We start from the raw sequence: 17,319 nt of genomic DNA, 5'->3' as shown, positions 1-17,319 counted from the left end.
GATGACCGTCGGTGAAGCCGTCCGCGCTGCTGCGACGCGCCTTGCCGCCACCAGCGACACGGCGCGGCTCGACGCCGAATTGCTGATGGCGCATGCGCTGGGGCTTGCCCGCTCGGAGATGTTGCTAAAGGCGATGCGAGAACCCGCGCCGACAAGTTTCAGCGCGATGGTTGACCGGCGTGCCGCCCATGAACCCGTCGCCCATATTACCGGGAACACGGAGTTTTATGGCCTCTCGCTGGCCGTCACCCCGGCCACGCTGATCCCGCGCCCGGACAGCGAAACACTGGTCAACGCTGCGCTCGAACAGGCCGCAGATGCGGGCCGCGCGCTCGATTGCGGCACCGGCTCGGGCGCGCTGCTGCTGGCGGTATTGGCCCACCGGGAAGGGTGGGACGGGGTGGGGGTCGATGCTTCCCCCGCAGCGCTGGCCGTTGCGTCCGCCAATGCCGCCGCGCTGGGCCTTGCGCCGCGCAGCCGCTGGCTGGAGCGCGACTGGCACGCGCCCGGCTGGGCGGATGATCTTGGCCGCTTTGACCTCATCCTCGCCAATCCGCCCTATGTCGAGGCGGACGCGGCGCTCGACCCGCAAGTGCGCGACTGGGAACCCGCCGGCGCGCTGTTCGCCGGGCCGCAAGGGCTTGACGACTATTGCGCGCTGATCCCGCAGCTTGGCAAGCTGCTTGTGCCCGGTGGAGTCGCCATCGTCGAAATTGGCGCAACCCAGGCCGAAGCTGTCGGCGCGATTGCGGCTGGCGCCGGATTCGCGGCCGAACTGCGCTGCGACCTTGCCGGAAGGCCGCGCGTGTTGCTCCTCCGGTGAGGAAAAGCCGGCAGGGGCTTGGCAAAGCGACTTTGCATCGCTATTTCCACGTCAGACCAGACGATCTGCGAAGGGCGCAAATCGCTGGACTAAGCTCCAAATTTCGCTTGAACCGGCCGGCAGGGCTCGTCCCCGGCTTTGTCAGCGCGGGGCGCGCGTCACCCTTTGGTCAGGCCGATGGTCAAGATCCGACGGTGGAGTGCATGGACAAGGGGTCTGTTGGTCGCGGGTGCAGGATTTTTTGCACCAGGCCGCTGATTAAGGAACAATTTCCTTGAATAACAATCGCAATAACCGTCGCCGCGGGCGCGGGAACCGCCCTCAGGGTGGCAGTGGCAACCAGCTTAACCGGATCGACAGCCGGGCGCGCGGCAATGCGCCTCAGATGCTCGACAAGTACAAGAAGCTGGCGCAGGACGCCCAGCACAATGGCGACCGCGTGCAGATGGAATATTATCTGCAATTCGCGGATCACTATTTCCGGGTGATTGCCGACAACAAGGCGCGTCAGGACGAACAGCGTGGGCCGCGCCGCGGCGAGGACCGCGACCAGAACGAGGACACCAGCGACGAGGACGGCGATTTCGACCGCAACCGTCGCAGCGAGCGTGGGCCGCGCCAGCGCCGCGATGATCGCGACGATGATTCGCGCAGCAATGACGAAGGCGAATTCGGGCAGGAAGGCGAATCCTTCATCGGCGATGAAGATGCCGAAGAACCGGCCAAGCCCGAACCGCAACCCCGCCGCCGTCAGCCCTCGCGCAAGCCGCAGGGTGATGGGGAGGGTGCGCGCACCGAAAAGCGCGCCGAAAAGCCGACGCCGCGCGCCCGCAAGCCGCGCAAGTCGGCAGGTGATGGCCCGGGCGGACTCGATTCATCGATCCTTCCCCCGTCGATCCGCGGCGATGATGCGCGCGCCAGACCCGGTGATGATTCTGGCGATAGCGACGGCACGCTCGAAGCGGTCGGCTGATTGCAGCGATGGGCTGGACGGCTTCGGCTCGGATGGGCGTGGCCGTTTGGCTGGCCGGTGCACCGGCATTGGCGCAGCGCCGCCCGGCGCTTTCCGCCATTGTGCTGGGCCTGATTGCGGCCTGCGGTTATCCGCCCTTGCATCTGTGGCCGCTGGGCCTTGCGGCGCTGGCAGGGTTCGTGTGGCTGCTGCATGTGGCCCCCACCCGGCGCGCGGCCTTCTGGCGCGGCTGGTGGTTCGGCTGGGCGCATCTGACGCTCGCCAATAACTGGATCGCGACCGCCTTTACCCATCAGGCCAAGATGCCCGAGGTGCTGGGCTGGGTCGCGGTGCCCATGCTGTGCATCTATCTTGCGGCCTATCCCGCGCTGGCGGCGCTGGCCGCGCACCTCATCGCTCGCCGCGCGCCGCTGTGGGCCTTCGGGCTGGTGCTGGCGGGGGCGTGGATTACCGCCGAATGGCTGCGGGGCTGGGTGTTCACCGGCTATCCCTGGCCGCCGCTGGGGCTGATGCTGCTGGGCGGGTGGGGCACGCCCGGTGTGGCCAATCTGCTCCCTTGGCTGGGCACCTATGCGCTGTCAGGCCTAGCGCTGGTGCTGGCAAGCGTGCTGCTGTGGGCCTTGGCCGCCCGCCGCTGGCTGGTGGCCGGTGCAGGCGTGGTGGCAGTCGCGGCGGGGATGCTTGTTTCCCTGCATGTCATCAAGCCGCCGCTTAAGGGCCTCCGCTACACCCTTGTCCAGCCGCTGATCCCTCAGTCGGAGATCAACGAGGCCGGCAAGTTCGAGGAACAATTCGCCCGCATCGCCGCGCTTACCGCGCCGGAACAGAACCAGTCCCGGATCGTGTTGTGGCCCGAAAGCGCGATTCCCGATTACCTCGAAGATGGTTATCCAGACCGGTATTATCTCCAGATGACCGCCGGGGCCGATCCCGAATTTGCAAGGGCGCGCATCGGCGGGATCATCGGCCCGCAATCGACGTTGCTCACCGGGGTGGTCAACCTCGACATCGGCACGCGCGAGGACGGCACCCAAGGCGCGGTCAGCGCGCGTAATTCGGTGATGGCGATTGATGGCGAGGGCGCAATCAAGGCCAGTTACGCCAAGGCGCATCTTGTGCCCTATGGCGAATATCTGCCCATGCGCGAACTGCTCGAACCGCTTGGCCTGTCGCGGCTGGTGGCAGGCGCGATCGATTACGAACCCGGGCCGGGGCCGCGCACGCTCGATCTGGGCAGGCATGGCAAGGCGGGCATCCAGATCTGTTACGAAATCGTGTTCTCGGGCAAGGTCGTGGATCGCGCGAACCGGCCGGATTACATCTTCAACCCGTCCAATGATGGCTGGTTTGGCCACTGGGGCCCGCCGCAGCATCTGGCGCAGGCGCGGATGCGGGCAATCGAGGAAGGCCTGCCGGCGCTGCGATCGACCACCACCGGGATCAGCGCGGTGATCGATGCGAACGGGATCGTGCGCGGCAGTATCGCGCGCGGCAAGGCGGACAAGCTGGAAGGGGTGGTTCCCGCCGCCAAGCCGCCGACGCTGTTTGCGCGGGCCGGACACTGGCTGACGCTGGGCTGGGCGGCGGTGCTGATTGCGCTGGGGCTTGGCTTGCCAAGAGCGCTTGCGCTGGCCCGCGCGCGCGGCTAGGGCGGTGCGGCACAAAGCTGGACATAAAGGTTTCCTTATATCTGCATAAGGTGACCTGTCTGGTGGAAATCCGCTCACCACAGCCCCCGGGGGACTCATGCGCACCGATTATCTCTTCACCTCCGAAAGCGTTTCCGAAGGCCACCCGGACAAGGTTTCCGATCAGATTTCCGATGCGATCGTCGACCTGTTCCTGTCCAAAGACCCCGAAGCGCGCATCGCGTGTGAAACCCTGACCACCACCCAGCTGGTGGTGCTGGCCGGCGAAATCCGCTGCAAGGGTGTGTTCGAGAACGGCAAATGGGCGCCCGGTGCCGAAAAAGAGATCGAGGACACCGTGCGCGAAACGGTGAAGCGTATCGGCTACGAACAGGACGGCTTCCACTGGGAAACCCTCCGGTTCGAAAACAACCTCCACGGCCAGTCGGCGGAAATCGCGCAGGGCGTGGACGCGGGCGACAACAAGGATGAAGGTGCAGGCGATCAGGGGATCATGTTCGGTTACGCGACCGACGAAACCCCCGATCTGATGCCCGCCACGCTGTATTACAGCCACAAGATCCTGGAGCGCATGGCTGCTGATCGCCATGCGGGTCTGGCTCCGTTTCTTGAACCCGATGCCAAAAGCCAGGTGACGCTGCGTTATGAAGGTTCGCTGCCGGTGGCCGCGACCGCGGTGGTGGTATCGACCCAGCACAGGCGGGGCTATTGCCTTACCGGCGATCATGCCGATGCGGCCAAATATGCCGAGCTTGAAGCCTATGTGCGGAAAGTGGTGGCCGACGTGATCCCGCCGGTGCTGCTGCGCGGGACGAAATATTACATCAATCCCACCGGGGCCTTCGAAATCGGCGGACCGGATGGCGATGCAGGCCTGACCGGGCGCAAGATCATCGTCGATACCTATGGCGGCGCGGCCCCGCACGGCGGCGGCGCTTTCAGCGGCAAGGACCCGACCAAGGTCGACCGTTCGGCCGCCTATATCACCCGCTACCTTGCCAAGAATGTCGTGGCGGCGGGCCTTGCCACGCGTTGCACCATCCAGATCGCCTATGCCATCGGCGTGTCCGAGCCGCTGTCGCTTTATGTCGATACGCATGACACCGGCACCGTGGGCGACGACAAGATCGAACAGGCGATCCTTGGCATTGCCAAGCTGGGCGGGCTGACCCCGCGCAGCATCCGCACCCATCTTGGCCTTAACAAGCCGATCTATCAGAAGACCGCTGCCTATGGCCATTTCGGGCGCAAGGCCGAAGGCGATCTCTTCCCGTGGGAACGCACCGATCTGGTTGCTGATCTGAAGGCAGCGCTGGGCTGATTTCGGGTGTAGGGCGCCATTGATGGTGACGCCCGATTCGCCCCCGCAACGGATTTTCGCGCTCGATGCGCTGCGCGGGATCGCGGTGATCGGCATCGTCGGGATGAATGTCCACGCCTTCGCGCTGCCGGGGCCGGCCTATTACAACCCGCTTGCCTATGGCGCGACCGGCGCGGTCGATTACCGGGTGTGGCTGGCAAGCTTCGTGTTCGTCGAGGACAAGTTCCGCACCTTGTTCGCGATGCTGTTCGGGGTCGGCTGCCTGATCCTGCTGGAAAAGGGCGGCGAACAGCCATGGCGTGCGCATTATGCCCGGATGCTGGTGCTGTTCGTGATCGGGCTGGTGCATGCGACCTTCCTGGCCAGCAATGACGTGCTGCGCGCCTATGCGCTGGCGGGGCTGGCGCTGCCATTGCTTGCCGGACTATCGGCGCGGGCGCTGGTTGCGGTGGCGGCAGGGTTGCTGATGGTGCATGTTGCCCTTGGCTTGACCGCCTTTGGCAGCGCCATGGTCGATTTTTATCTGAACCGCGCGGGCACTGATGCCCTGCTGTTTGCTGAACGCAATTTCGGACACGACCCGGCGGCGATTGCCGCGCTGCTTGAACAGGGTCGCGAGGGATTTGGCGCGCGGATCATGCGGCGCAGTGCCGCAATTCCCGCCCAGCTCACAACTCTGGTCGCTTCGCTGCCGCTCAATCTGGCGGCGATCACGCTTGGCATGGGGCTGTGGAAGGCGGGAATGCTGAAGGGCCAGTGGCGCACTTTCCGGCTGCAACGCATCGCGGGCCTTGCTGCGCTGGTAGCGTTGCCGGCGCTGCTGGCGCTGGCGGGCTGGCTGGTGGCGGAAGGCTTTCCGGCGGCGCTGGCGGGGCCGGTGGCGCTGGTGCTGTCAGCCCCGTTCGATACCTTGCTGGGGGTGGCTTATGCCGCGCTGGCGATGGCGTTCATGGGAAGCGAGAATGCCCTGACCCGCAGCCTCGCGGCAGTGGGACGCCTGTCGCTCACCAACTATCTGATGACCAGCGTGATCCTTGCCGCGATTTTCGCGCCGTGGGGGCTGGGGCTGTTCGGCTGTGTCACCCGCTGGCAGGCCTTGGCGCTCGGGCTGGTGCCGATTGCCGCGATGGTGCTGTGGTCGCCGCCATGGGTGGCGCGGTTGGGCCAGGGGCCGTTCGAGCGGCTGTGGCGGGAGGGTGCGCGGATTTTGTCTTAACCGGCGCCCTGCGCCGCCCGCCGCGTCTCCCGCCAGCGTCCGGTCATGGCCGAAACATTCGACAAGGAAGACGAGGCCGTTCTTCGACAGGGTCTGTGCCACCCAGACGGTGAGGCCGATGCTGACGAGAAGGTAGGCGACATAGGCATAGATATCGTACATCTTTCATTCCTGTGCTTTCTGGAAATTCAGAAATTAACTCATGCAAGCGTGCTCCAAGAGGGTTTCTCCTTTGTCGGGGGTTCAGATCAGGATCGGTCGCTGCCGCCCGGCAGGAAGCGGGCGATGCCGCGGCCGAGCTTCATCAGCCGCACGAGGGTCGGCTTGGGCAGGTGGCGCACGTCGGCATACCAGCCGGTCAGGGTGCCAATGAATTCATGCATCCGCCCGATCCGCTCGCGCACATGCACCGGCACCTCGCCGCGCGCTTTGACGCTGTCGGACAGCTCGCCAAGCAGGCGGATGGTCGGATCGAACTCGCGCTTCTTGCGCTCTTCAGCGAGGCGCATCAGCACCTCCCACAGGTCGGTTTCGGCGACGAAGTGGTCGCGCCGGTCGCCCTCGATATGCACGCGCCGGACGATGCCGTAGCCCTGCAGTTCCTTCAGCCCGGTCGACACGTTGGAACGGGCAAGGCCGAGCACTTCGCAGATATCCTCGGCATGCAGCGGGTGGTCGCTGAGATAGAGCAGCGCATGAATCTGCGCGACCGAGCGGTTGACGCCCCAGGCCGTGCCCATCTCCCCCCAGTGGAGGATGAAGGCGCGCGCCTCGGGGATGTCCATCAGATCGGTCACGACTCGCTTCGCCTTTCCCTATTTCTGGAAATACAGAAATTCGAGAAGAGCGCAACCCCCGCAGTCAGGGCCCGTCCTCGCCATGGATCGGCGAAGGCCGGTCGAGCGCCAGTTCGGCTTCGGAAAACACGAAGGGGCTGCGCACTCCGGGCATCCCGCCAAGATCAACGCGCAGGCCTCGCGCCGCCACCTGCGGGTCGGCGAAAACTTCGTCGAGCCGGTTGATCGGCCCGGCCGGAACGCCTGCCGCGTGGCAGGCATCAAGCAGGCTCTGTTTGGTCCATCCCGCTGTCGCCGCCGCGATTTCGGCGTCGAGTGCCTTCGCATTGGCGGTGCGATCACCATTGGCGATGAAGCGTGGATCGGTGGACAGGTGGCGAAGGCCGAGCACATCCATCAGCTTGTGAAACAACCCGTCATTGGCAGGCGCAAGGATCACGTGCCCATCGCTCACCGCGAACATGCCGTATGGCGCGACCTGTGCGTGGGCATTGCCCATGCGCGGCGGGTTCTGTCCGGTGGTGAGGAAATAGGTCGCCTGGTTGGACAGCAGCGCGACCGAGGAATCCATCAGGCTGATATCGACCTGCTGGCCCCTGCCGGTCCGCGCCCGCATCAGCAGTGCCGCCTGAATGCCGTTGGCGGCCCACACCCCGGTCGACAGGTCGGAGATCGAGATGCCCATCTTGACCGGGTGCCCTTCAGGCTCGCCGGTCAGCGACATGAAGCCGCTCATTCCCTGCACCACGAAATCATAGCCCGCCTCATGCGCGCGCGGCCCGGTGAGGCCAAAGCCGGTGATCGAGCAATAGACGAGGCCGGGGTTGCCGTTGGCGCAGCTGGCGTAATCGAGGCCGAACTTGGCGAGGCTGCCGGTCTTGAAATTCTCGATCACCACATCGCCATCGGTGATCAGCGCCTTGACCCGCGCAAGGTCATCGGCGGCGGAGAAATCGGCGATGATCGAACGCTTCCCCCGGTTGCAGGCATGGTAATAGGCAGCCTCGCGGTGGACCGTGCCAGCCGCGTCCACCCGCTCGACCCAAGGCGGGCCCCAAGCCCGTGTGCCGTCGCCTTCCGGGCTTTCGACCTTGATCACATCCGCACCGAGATCGGCAAGGATCTGTCCGCAGAACGGTCCCGCCAGCACCCGCGCCAATTCCACCACCTTGAGCCCAGCGAGCGGCGCATTGGGATTGCGTGGTTCGGTCAGCCACATTGTCATTCCCCCAGCCGCGCTTTCAGAAAGGCGACGCTGTCAGCCAGCACCGGGCCCTTGCTGCGGAACGGCACGGACAGCGCCATCACCACCTCTTCGTGATCGAGCGGGCCGTAGTTTTTCACCTCCACTGCCGCGCCCAACTCGCGCAGTTTCGCGGCAAGATTATTGGCGTTGCGCGGTCGCACCGTGGTGTCGCCTTCGGATGTCACCAGCAACAGCGGCGGCGCGTCGGCGCGGGCATAGGTAATCGGCTGGGTTTCCTCCGGCCGTGGCCATTCGCTGAACGCCGCGATCGAGCGCGGGCTGTCGAAAGGGTAGAAATCATAAGGACCGGACAGGCCGACCGCCGCCTTGATGTTTGACGGATCGGCCCCTGCCGCCACCAGCCGCTGGCTGTCGAGCGCCAGCATCACGGCCTGATAGGCCCCCGCCGAATGGCCCATGAAGGCGAGCCGCGCCGGATCGCCGCCGTGCCGGCCGATATTGTCCTCGACCCACGCGATCGCCTCGGCCCCGTCGCCGAGGAAGGCGGGAAACAGCACGTCCGGCACCTTGCGGTAATCGGGGATCACCACAAGAAAGCCCTGATTGGCCAGCGCGCGTCCGGCAAAGGCATAGGCGGCGCGGTCACCCTTGGCCCAGCCGCCGCCATACCAGAAGATGACCACGGGGAGCTTGCCCGCTGGCGGCTTCTCCGGCGCCCAGATATCGAGCGTCTGCCCGTGGGTGCCGAAAGCGACGCCTTCGGCTGTCTGACGCGCGCCCGCGCCGCCGCCTGCCGCCTGGTCATAGAACGAAAGCAGCCGCGGCGGCGAGGTGAAGGCGAGAATGCCGCCGATCACGAGAACAAGCGCAAGGGCAGCGATTCCAACACCGCGCCGCATCACACCGTGTAATGCGCGGTGGTGCTTGCCGCGATATCGGCCTCGCTCACCCCCGGCGCCATCTCGATCAGGCGGAACGGCGAGGCGTGATCGGGCCGCTGGAACACGCCGAGGTTGGTGATGATCATGTCCACCACGCCTGCGCCGGTCAGCGGCAGGGTGCATCCGGGGATAAACTTGGGCGATCCGTCCTTGGCGGTGTGGTCCATCACCACGATGATCTTCTTTACACCCGCGACCAGATCCATCGCCCCGCCCATGCCCTTGATCATCTTGCCGGGGATCATCCAGTTGGCGATGTCGCCATTTTCGGCGACCTCCATCGCGCCCAGCACGGTGAGGTCGATATGCCCGCCGCGGATCATCGCAAAGCTGGTGGCGCTGTCGAAATAGGCAGAGTGCGGCAGTTCGCTGATGGTCTGCTTGCCAGCATTGATCAGATCGGGATCGACTTCATCGTCAAAGGGAAACGGGCCTATGCCGAGCATGCCGTTCTCGCTCTGCAAGGTCACCATCATGCCTTCGGGGATGTGGTTGGCGACCAGCGTGGGGATGCCGATGCCGAGGTTGACGTAATAGCCATCCTTCAGCTCGCGCGCGGCGCGGGCGGCCATCTGGTCGCGGTTCCACCCGGTGGGAAGCGTGCTCATTGGTCGAATTGTCCTTTTTGCCGCGCGCCGTCGGCATCCACTGGCGATGTGACGGAGAAAACCGGTTCGATCAGAAACCAGCCATCGCCGATTGCCGTTTCCAGCGCCGCGCCGGCCTCGGGGTTCCTGAGATACTGGAAACGCTCATCGAAATCAGACTTCTCGTCGCCGGCAATTGCGACAATGCACGCGGTCGCGGCGAGCGTTTCCTTGCGCGCCTGCTTGCGGTCTTCGGGGTCGCGCCGGAGCGAGACGATATCTTCGCCGCGCGGATCAAGGCCGGATTGCTCAAGCGCGGTGCGCACGCCCCCGATCTGGCTGACGGGCGCATCGGAGACCCAGGCGATCTGCACCCCGGCTTCGCGCAACACCGCCAGCCCGAGCGCCTGCCCGTCATTCTTCACCACCTTGGCAGGCGGGATGAAGACACCGCCTTGCGGGTCGAGATCGATTACCGCGACCGGCTGATCGTCCCCAGCGCACCGCCGCCGCTGCCCGTCGAGCGCGATCGGGTCTGCAAGCATGGCGGAAAGCGGCCCGTTGGCCTGCGCGCTGACCGCTGCGACCCCGCGGCCATAACGCACGAATTGTGCAAAGCCGAACTGGCGGCGCGGGCTTGCAGGCGCGATCATTGGCAGCGCGGGTTCGATCAGCGGGGTTGGCGGAACCGCAGCCGGGGCGCTGGCAACCGCCATCGCAGCGGATTCCGCCGCCGGGGCAGCAGCAACCGTAACCGGCGGCGCTGATGATGCGGCAGGCGTCCTGACCGGTGGGACAAGAGCTACGACACGTGCGGGCGCAGCGGCAGGCGCGGCATTGTCCGGGCGTTCGGCGTCGATGCGGCTGCCGACGAGCGCGCTGCCTGCCAGCGCCGGGATCGCCACAGCCACACAGCCCGAAAGCGACGTCCCCGCCAGTGCCAGCACCGGGAGCAAGGCAATCCTGCGATCCATCATGCGTTCTCCCTCTCCCGAACAGTGCGGAATTCGATTTTCTTGTCATAGGGCGCGCCGCACACGATCCGGTTCACGAACACGCCGGCAAGGTGAACAGCGTCAGGATCAAGCGCGCCTGCGGGCACCACTTCCTCGACCTCGGCGACGCAGATCCTGCCGCAGGTTGCCGCGGGCAGATTGAAGTTGCGCGCAGTCTTGCGGAAGATCAGGTTGCCGGTGGCGTCGGCCTTCCATGCCTTGATGATCGACAGGTCGGCAAAGATGCCGCGTTCGAGGATGTAGGTCTGCATCACCCCGTCGCGGTCGGGAAAGTCCTTGTGATCCTTGCCCTTGGCCACCTCGGTGCCGACCCCGGTGCGGGTGTAGAAGCCGGGGATGCCTGCCCCGCCTGCACGCATGCGTTCAGCCAGCGTGCCCTGCGGGCAGAATTCGACTTCGAGTTCGCCCGCCAGATATTGCCGTTCGAACTCCTTATTTTCGCCGACATAGGAGCTGATCATCTTCTTCACCTGCCGGGTGCGCAGCAGCTTGCCGATGCCCTCGTTGTCGATCCCGGCATTGTTGCTGGCAAAGGTGAGCCCCGTCACGCCGCTGTCACGAATCGCGTCCAGCAGTCGCTCGGGAATTCCGCACAGGCCGAAGCCCCCGGCGGCGATCAGCATGTCGTTGGTAAGGATGCCTGCCAGCGCGCTGGCTGCGTCGGGATAGAGCTTGGTCATCGGGCCTGTCTGCCTCGCTTTGTGGTTCTGCAGGGCCTGCACCCCAGCGGGATTTGCCGTGGATGATTAGTGCCTTCGGGCCGCGCTGTCACGCCCGGCCACGGGCAAAAAACTGAACCATCGTTCATGTTGCAACGCAAAATCCAAACCCTGCGAAATCTGCCCAAATTTTGGGCGAATGCCGATTTCTCAGGCAGAGGTTTTGCAAGTTCTGACCGGCCACAATGTGAAAATTGCCCATAATTGCATTCTTTGCATCAAACTATGCACCTTTCGCACTTGCACAACGAGAGATTCTGCTGCAGTTGCGAAGGTGCCTTTCAGGCATCCTCTCCCAAACTTTTCAGCCCGGCGCACCGCAAGGTTTGTGCCGGGCTTTTTTCTGCCCGGCCAAAATCGCCCGGCCCGAATCGCCCGGCGTAGCGCGCTGGCCGCCGGATGTTTGCCCATGGGCCTGCGCTGCGCCCTCGGGGCTTGCTCGATTGCAATCGCCCGGAGGCGTGCCTAGCTAATCGTGCAAGCCCACACAAAACCACGCAAGCGCAGGAATTCCCCATGGCCGAAGCAGAAACCGCCGCGCCCACCCGGACTGTCCGGTTGCAGGTCGCGCCCGCAAGGCAGGAAGAATCGGGTCAGGGCATCGCCCGCATGCCGCGGACCGCGTTCCAGAAGCTCGGCATTACCGAGGGCGATGTGGTGGAGATCACCGGCAAGCGCACCACCGCTGCCATCGCCATGGCGGCCTACCCCGAAGATGATGCGCTGGATGTCGTGCGTCTCGACGGACTCCAGCGCGGCAATGCCGAGGCCGGATCGGGCGAGCATGTCGAAATTGCCAGCGCCGAATCGCGTCCCGCCACCCGCGTCGTCTTTGCCCCTGCCCAGCGCGAAATGCGCCTGCAGGGGCCGACCCAGGCCTTGAAGCGCAACTTTTTCCGCAAGCCCTTGATGGCGGGCGATCTGGTGGCCACCACCGGGCAGCAGCCAGTGCAGAACATGCCGTCCGATGTGCGCCAGTTGCTGCGCGCGCCTGCCTATGCGCTGACCCAGATCCGCCTGTCGGTGCATTCGACCAGCCCCAAGGGTATCGTCCATATCGACGAGAACACCGAGGTCGAACTGCGCGCCGAATTCGAGGAACCGCGCGATGGCCGCGCTGTCGTCAATTACGACGATGTCGGCGGGATGGAAGAAACCATCCGCGCCCTTCGCGAAATGGTTGAACTGCCGCTGCGTTACCCCGAACTGTTCATCCGGCTCGGGGTGGAACCGCCCAAGGGGGTATTGCTGCACGGCCCGCCCGGCACCGGCAAGACCCGGTTGGCGCAGGCCGTGGCGAACGAAAGCGATGCCGAATTCTTCACTATCAATGGCCCGGAAATCATGGGTTCGGGTTACGGCGAGAGCGAAAAACGCCTGCGCGAAGTGTTTGAGGAAGCCGGCCGCGCCGCGCCTGCGATTGTCTTCATCGACGAAATCGATTCAATCGCGCCGAAACGCACGCAGGTCACTGGCGAGGCGGAAAAGCGGTTGGTTGCGCAATTGCTGACGCTGATGGACGGGCTGGAACAGCGCGCCAATCTGGTCGTCATCGCCGCAACCAACCGGCCCGACGCGATCGACGAGGCGCTGCGCCGACCGGGCCGGTTCGATCGCGAAATAGTGATCGGCGTGCCGGATGAACGCGGGCGGCGCGAAATCCTTGCGATCCACACCCGCGGGATGCCGATGGAAGAGGCGGTTGACCTCAAGGAACTGGCGCGGGTCACCCACGGTTTTGTCGGCGCGGACATCGCCGCGCTCACCCGCGAGGCGGCGATCGAGGCGGTGCGCCGGATCATGCCCCGGCTCGATCTTGATGAACGCACCATTCCGCAAGACGTGCTGGAGGATCTGCGCGTCACCCGCGAAGATTTCCTCGCCGCATTGAAGCGCATCCAGCCGTCCGCCATGCGCGAGGTAATGGTGCAGATGCCCAATGTCGCCTGGGACGATATCGGCGGCGCGGGTGATGCCATCGACAAGCTCAAGGAAGGGATCGAGCTCCCGCTGAAGAACCCCGACGCCTTCCGGCGGCTGGGCATCCGGCCCGCCAAAGGCTTTCTGCTCTATGGCCCGCCCGGCACCGGCAAGACCCTGCTGGCCAAGGCCGTGGCCAAGGAGGCCGAGGCGAACTTCATCTCGATGAAAAGTTCCGATCTCCTGTCGAAATGGTACGGCGAAAGCGAACAGCAGATCGCAAAACTTTTTGCCCGCGCGCGTGCGGTCGCGCCCTGCGTGGTGTTTATCGACGAGATCGACAGCCTCGTTCCGGCGCGTGGGTCAGGGCAGGGCGAACCGCAGGTCACCGGCCGGGTGGTCAACACCATCCTTGCCGAAATGGACGGGCTGGAGGAACTGCAATCGGTGGTGGTGATCGGTGCGACCAACCGCCCGGCGCTGGTCGATCCGGCCTTGCTGCGCCCGGGCCGGTTTGATGAACTGGTGTACGTTGGCACGCCGGACAAGCCGGGTCGCGAGCATATTCTGGGCATTCACACCGCCAAGATGCCCTTGGCGCCGGGCGTCGATCTTGCCGCGATGGCGGCCCGGACCGAACGGTTCACGGGGGCTGATCTGGAAGATCTGGTGCGCCGCGCCGGCCTCAGCGCGCTGCGCCGCGTGGGCGGTGATGTGGACGAGGTGTCGGCGCAGGATTTCGACGAAGCGCTCAAGGATTCGCGCGCCACTGTCACCGAGGCGATGGAGGCCGAATACAAGAAAATGCGCGGCGAGTTGAAAAAGCGCGCCGCCGAGGTGCAGCCGATCGGCTTCATTGCGCCCGACATGCTGACCCCGACACGCGAAAAGAAGCACGATTAGCGACGGGCGTAATAACCCCGATGTTCTGCAAATGTTTCACGTGAAACATCGCCGTGAGGGCCGCCTTAGCGCCTGCGTGCCAGGACCGCCAAGGCCACGCTGATCACGCTGAAGGCCATCGTCAGGATCGCGTAAACTTCGACCGAATGCTGATGCACCACAATGCCGGTGGCTTGGTCAAAATGGCGACCTTCATCGCTGAAGCGCAGCCCACCGCGCCCTTGCCAGATCAGCGCGCTGCCGGCGGCCAAGGCCAGGGCGATGAACGCCCCCAGACAAAGCACGCCGCGCTGCATCAATGCGCCGCGTCCCAGCTTGCGCCAGTGCCGATATCGACGCCGAGCGGCACGGTCAGTTCCACCGCAGGCAGCGCCGCCTCGGCCATCACCCGGCGGATGATCGGCGTGGCCGCCTCGACCCGGGCCTCGGGCAGTTCGAACACCAGTTCGTCATGCACCTGCAGCAGCATCCGCACATCATCGAGGCCCGCCTCCGCCAAAGCCGGCAGCATCCGGGCCATGGCGCGCTTGATGATGTCGGCGCTGGTGCCCTGGATCGGCGCATTGATCGCCGCGCGCTCTGACCCCTGCCGTTCGGCCTGATTCTTCGAATTGATCCGCGGGAACCACGTCTTGCGCCCGAACAGCGTCTCCGAATAGCCCTTGGCCCGCACCGTCTCGAGCGTTTCGTGAATATAGCGCTGGATGCCGGGGAAGCGCTGGAAATAGGTGTCGATCATGTCCTGCGCCTCGTCCGACGTGACCTCCAGACGGCCGGCAAGGCCCCAGCGCGAAATGCCGTAAAGGATCGCGAAATTGATCGTCTTGGCCCGCGCGCGGGTGTCGCGGGTGACTTCGCCGAACATTTCGCGCGCTGTGCGGGCGTGGATGTCCTCGCCATTGGCAAAGGCCTGTTTCAGGGTGTCCACATTCGCCATGTGCGCGGCCAGCCGCAGTTCGATCTGCGAATAGTCCGCGGCCAGCAGGACATTGCCATCTTCGGGCACAAAGGCTTCACGGATCTGGCGGCCGATGGGGGTGCGCACCGGGATGTTCTGGAGGTTGGGATCGGTCGAACTCAATCGCCCGGTCTGCGCGCCGACCAGACTGTAGCTGGTGTGGACCCGGCCCGTCGCCGGATTGATCGCGGCCTGCAAGGCATCGGTATAGGTCGATTTGAGCTTGGCCAGCTGGCGCCATTCCAGCACCTTGCGCGCCATTGGCGCCCCTTCCGTCGCGAGCCGTTCCAGCACCGAGACATCGGTCGAATATTGTCCGCTCTTGCCCTTCTTCCCGCCCTTGTAGCCGAGCTTGTCGAACAGGATCTCTCCCAGCTGCTTTGGGCTGCCGACGGTGAATTCCTGCCCGGCCAGTTCGTGAATCTGGCCCTCCAGCCGCCTGATCTCGACCGCGAACTCCTCTGACAGCCTGGCGAGCCGCGCGCGGTTGACCCGGATGCCCTCGCGTTCCATCGTCGCCACCACCGGGATCAGCGGGCGGTCGACCCGTTCATAGATGCGTGTGCCGCCTTCTTCGGCCAGCCGCGGTTTCAGGGTCTGGTAAAGCCGCAAGGTGATGTCGGCATCCTCGGCAGCATATCGGGTCGCGCGGTCCAGCGGGACTTCACCAAAGGAAATCGCCTTCTTGCCGGTGCCGCACACGTCCTTGAACGCAATCGGCGTGTGGCCAAGGTGGCGCTGGCTGAGTTCATCCATCCCGTGGCCCCCAATCCCGCTGCCGCCCATGCCTTCCTCGCCGCGTCCGGCATCCAGCGCGAAGCTGATCACCATCGTATCGTCAATGGGCGCCACCGCCATGCCTTCGCGGGCAAGGACGTTGCAATCATACTTGCCGTTCTGGAACACCTTGAGGACGCTATCGTCCTCCAGCAACGGTTTGAGCGCGGCGAGCGCCGCGGCCTTGTCGACCTGCTCCGGCTTTTGCGCGAACATGTCGTCCCCGCCATGCGCCAGCGGGATGTAGCAGGCATCATTCGGGCCAAGCGCGAGGCTCACCCCGACCAGATCGGCGCGCATCGCGTCGAGCGAGGTGGTCTCGGTATCCACGGCCACAAGCCGCGCGGCGCGGGCGCGGGCGATCCAGTGTTCGAGCCGTTCGATGGTCTGCACTGTCTCGTAAGCGGTGTGATCGACATGCGGCATTTCAGGCGGCGGCTGGCGATTGGCGCTGCCGTCGCCCGTGCCATTATCGCCCGCCTTGTCGGCCTTGGGCGGGTTGAGATCAGTCTTGCGTGCAGGGCTGCCATTGCCTGCGCCGAGCCGCTTCAGCAGCGAAGTGAAGCCGTGCTTTTCCAGAAACGCGGCGAGCGGTTCGGGCGGCACCGGGCCGAGCTTCATCTCGGCGATCGGTTGCGGCAGGTCGCAATCTTCCTTGAGCGTCACCAGCACCTTGCTCAGTTCGGCATCCGCGCGGCCTTCGATCAGGCGCTCCTTCAATTTGGAGGGTTTCATTGCGGGCGCAGAATCCAGCGCCGCGGTAAGCGAGCCGTATTCCGCGATCAGCTTGCTCGCTGTCTTGGGGCCAATGCCGAAAATGCCCGGCACATTGTCCACCGAATCGCCCATCAGCGCCAGCACGTCGCCGACCAGATCGGGGGTGACGCCGAACTTCTCCGCGACTTCGGGAAGATAGATGCGCTGGTTCTTCATCGTGTCGAGCATGTCGATCCGGGCCGGGCCGTCAGGGCCATCGGCCTCGCCCACCAGTTGCATCAGATCCTTGTCGGACGAGACGATCGTGACGTTCCAGCCCATCCGCTGTGCTTCGCGCGCGTAGGAGGCGATCAGGTCATCGGCCTCCAGCCCCGCTTCTTCGATACAGGGCAGGCTGAAGGCGCGGGTGGCATCGCGGATCAACGGGAATTGCGGCACCAGATCCTCGGGCGGATCGGGCCGGTTGGCCTTGTAATGCTCGTAGATGTCGTTGCGAAAGCTGATCGATCCTGCATCGAGGATCACAGCCAGATGGGTCGGCCCGTCAGCCTCGTCGAGGTCGGCGGCGAGCTTCCACAGCATCGTGGTGTAACCATAGACCGCACCGACAGGCGTGCCTTCCGGGTCGGTCAGCGGCGGCAGCCGGTGGTAGGCGCGGAAGATGTAGGACGATCCATCGACGAGATAGAGGTGCTGCTTGGTGGGTTCGGGGGTGTCGGCCATGCCGCCTGCTAGCACCCGGCAGCGAGCCGGGGTAGCCGGTTTTGCGGGGCATTCCCCTGCCCAGCAGCGGGA

Annotated in this window: 14 protein-coding genes; 6 read left to right on the top strand and 8 right to left on the bottom strand. The window is 65.0% G+C overall.

From position 1 onward, the window contains the following. The first annotated feature begins 1 nt into the window (after position 1). From prmC to BUA05_RS08035, 5 genes are all read left to right on the top strand, one after another. Positions 2-823 carry a peptide chain release factor N(5)-glutamine methyltransferase gene (prmC, locus tag BUA05_RS08055; protein WP_072674148.1) on the top strand — a complete coding sequence of 274 codons (822 nt, stop codon included), beginning with the start codon at positions 2-4 and terminating at the stop codon, positions 821-823. A gap of 274 nt (positions 824-1,097) precedes the next feature. Continuing rightward, entirely contained in the window at positions 1,098-1,796 is a 699-nt protein-coding gene (locus tag BUA05_RS08050; RefSeq protein WP_084662534.1) for a DUF4167 domain-containing protein, read from the top strand. Between the two features lie 32 nt (positions 1,797-1,828). Continuing rightward, positions 1,829-3,445: an apolipoprotein N-acyltransferase gene (gene lnt / locus BUA05_RS08045; protein ID WP_084662533.1), complete on the top strand. Its 1,617-nt coding sequence runs from the start codon at positions 1,829-1,831 to the stop codon at positions 3,443-3,445. Positions 3,446-3,542: 97 nt separating this feature from the next. After that, positions 3,543-4,766 (top strand): methionine adenosyltransferase, encoded by a 1,224-nt coding sequence (gene metK, locus BUA05_RS08040; protein ID WP_072674146.1) that lies wholly within the window; start codon positions 3,543-3,545, stop codon positions 4,764-4,766. Positions 4,767-4,788: 22 nt separating this feature from the next. Next, the gene (locus BUA05_RS08035; protein WP_072674145.1) at positions 4,789-5,982 is read left to right on the top strand and encodes a DUF418 domain-containing protein; all 1,194 of its coding nucleotides are present in this window, start codon (positions 4,789-4,791) and stop codon (positions 5,980-5,982) included. 248 nt (positions 5,983-6,230) lie between these two features. On the opposite strand, the gene BUA05_RS08030 is transcribed toward BUA05_RS08035, so the two are convergent. The 6 genes from BUA05_RS08030 to BUA05_RS08005 all read right to left on the bottom strand — a co-directional run bounded on the left by BUA05_RS08030 (position 6,231) and on the right by BUA05_RS08005 (position 11,210). Continuing rightward, entirely contained in the window at positions 6,231-6,779 is a 549-nt protein-coding gene (locus tag BUA05_RS08030) for a GbsR/MarR family transcriptional regulator (protein ID WP_245790134.1), read from the bottom strand. A 64-nt stretch (positions 6,780-6,843) separates the two neighbouring features. Further along, positions 6,844-7,998 (bottom strand): CaiB/BaiF CoA transferase family protein, encoded by a 1,155-nt coding sequence (locus tag BUA05_RS08025; protein WP_072674144.1) that lies wholly within the window; start codon positions 7,996-7,998, stop codon positions 6,844-6,846. 2 nt (positions 7,999-8,000) lie between these two features. Further along, positions 8,001-8,885, bottom strand: coding sequence for an alpha/beta hydrolase (locus tag BUA05_RS08020; protein WP_072674143.1), 885 nt, complete (start codon positions 8,883-8,885; stop codon positions 8,001-8,003). Continuing rightward, positions 8,885-9,535 carry a 3-oxoacid CoA-transferase subunit B gene (locus tag BUA05_RS08015; protein ID WP_072674142.1) on the bottom strand — a complete coding sequence of 217 codons (651 nt, stop codon included), beginning with the start codon at positions 9,533-9,535 and terminating at the stop codon, positions 8,885-8,887. The genes BUA05_RS08020 and BUA05_RS08015 overlap by 1 nt, the downstream gene beginning before the upstream one ends. Beyond that, positions 9,532-10,491, bottom strand: coding sequence for an HAD family hydrolase (locus BUA05_RS08010; protein WP_143150278.1), 960 nt, complete (start codon positions 10,489-10,491; stop codon positions 9,532-9,534). Before BUA05_RS08010 ends, BUA05_RS08015 begins: the two co-directional genes overlap by 4 nt. Continuing rightward, the gene (locus BUA05_RS08005; RefSeq protein ID WP_072674140.1) at positions 10,488-11,210 is read right to left on the bottom strand and encodes a CoA transferase subunit A; all 723 of its coding nucleotides are present in this window, start codon (positions 11,208-11,210) and stop codon (positions 10,488-10,490) included. Before BUA05_RS08005 ends, BUA05_RS08010 begins: the two co-directional genes overlap by 4 nt. A gap of 555 nt (positions 11,211-11,765) precedes the next feature. Between BUA05_RS08005 and BUA05_RS08000 the strand changes: the two genes are divergently transcribed. Then, on the top strand, positions 11,766-14,072 hold the full coding sequence (locus BUA05_RS08000) for a CDC48 family AAA ATPase (RefSeq protein WP_072674139.1): 2,307 nt from the start codon (positions 11,766-11,768) through the stop codon (positions 14,070-14,072). A gap of 65 nt (positions 14,073-14,137) precedes the next feature. Here the strand turns inward: BUA05_RS08000 and BUA05_RS07995 are convergent, their stop codons facing one another. After that, entirely contained in the window at positions 14,138-14,371 is a 234-nt protein-coding gene (locus BUA05_RS07995) for a hypothetical protein (protein WP_143150277.1), read from the bottom strand. Further along, positions 14,368-17,247, bottom strand: a complete 2,880-nt coding sequence (gene polA, locus BUA05_RS07990; RefSeq protein ID WP_072674137.1) for a DNA polymerase I — start codon at positions 17,245-17,247, stop codon at positions 14,368-14,370. Before polA ends, BUA05_RS07995 begins: the two co-directional genes overlap by 4 nt. Positions 17,248-17,319 lie beyond the last annotated feature (72 nt).

It is taken from the genome of Erythrobacter sanguineus (assembly GCF_900143235.1).
Classification (GTDB): Bacteria; Pseudomonadota; Alphaproteobacteria; order Sphingomonadales; family Sphingomonadaceae; genus Erythrobacter; species Erythrobacter sanguineus.
This window is presented reverse-complemented; position numbering and strand designations above follow the sequence as displayed.

Excerpts from the sequence above, each read along its gene's own strand:
- BUA05_RS08005 (WP_072674140.1), bottom strand. The coding sequence starts at position 11,210 with ATGACCAAGCTCTATCCCGACGCAGCCAGCGCGCTGGCAGGCATCCTT.
- prmC (WP_072674148.1), top strand. The coding sequence starts at position 2 with ATGACCGTCGGTGAAGCCGTCCGCGCTGCTGCGACGCGCCTTGCCGCC.
- BUA05_RS08000 (WP_072674139.1), top strand. The coding sequence starts at position 11,766 with ATGGCCGAAGCAGAAACCGCCGCGCCCACCCGGACTGTCCGGTTGCAG.
- BUA05_RS08025 (WP_072674144.1), bottom strand. The coding sequence starts at position 7,998 with ATGTGGCTGACCGAACCACGCAATCCCAATGCGCCGCTCGCTGGGCTC.
- BUA05_RS08020 (WP_072674143.1), bottom strand. The coding sequence starts at position 8,885 with ATGCGGCGCGGTGTTGGAATCGCTGCCCTTGCGCTTGTTCTCGTGATC.
- lnt (WP_084662533.1), top strand. The coding sequence starts at position 1,829 with ATGGGCGTGGCCGTTTGGCTGGCCGGTGCACCGGCATTGGCGCAGCGC.
- BUA05_RS08015 (WP_072674142.1), bottom strand. The coding sequence starts at position 9,535 with ATGAGCACGCTTCCCACCGGGTGGAACCGCGACCAGATGGCCGCCCGC.
- BUA05_RS08010 (WP_143150278.1), bottom strand. The coding sequence starts at position 10,491 with ATGATGGATCGCAGGATTGCCTTGCTCCCGGTGCTGGCACTGGCGGGG.
- BUA05_RS08035 (WP_072674145.1), top strand. The coding sequence starts at position 4,789 with ATGGTGACGCCCGATTCGCCCCCGCAACGGATTTTCGCGCTCGATGCG.
- polA (WP_072674137.1), bottom strand. The coding sequence starts at position 17,247 with ATGGCCGACACCCCCGAACCCACCAAGCAGCACCTCTATCTCGTCGAT.
- metK (WP_072674146.1), top strand. The coding sequence starts at position 3,543 with ATGCGCACCGATTATCTCTTCACCTCCGAAAGCGTTTCCGAAGGCCAC.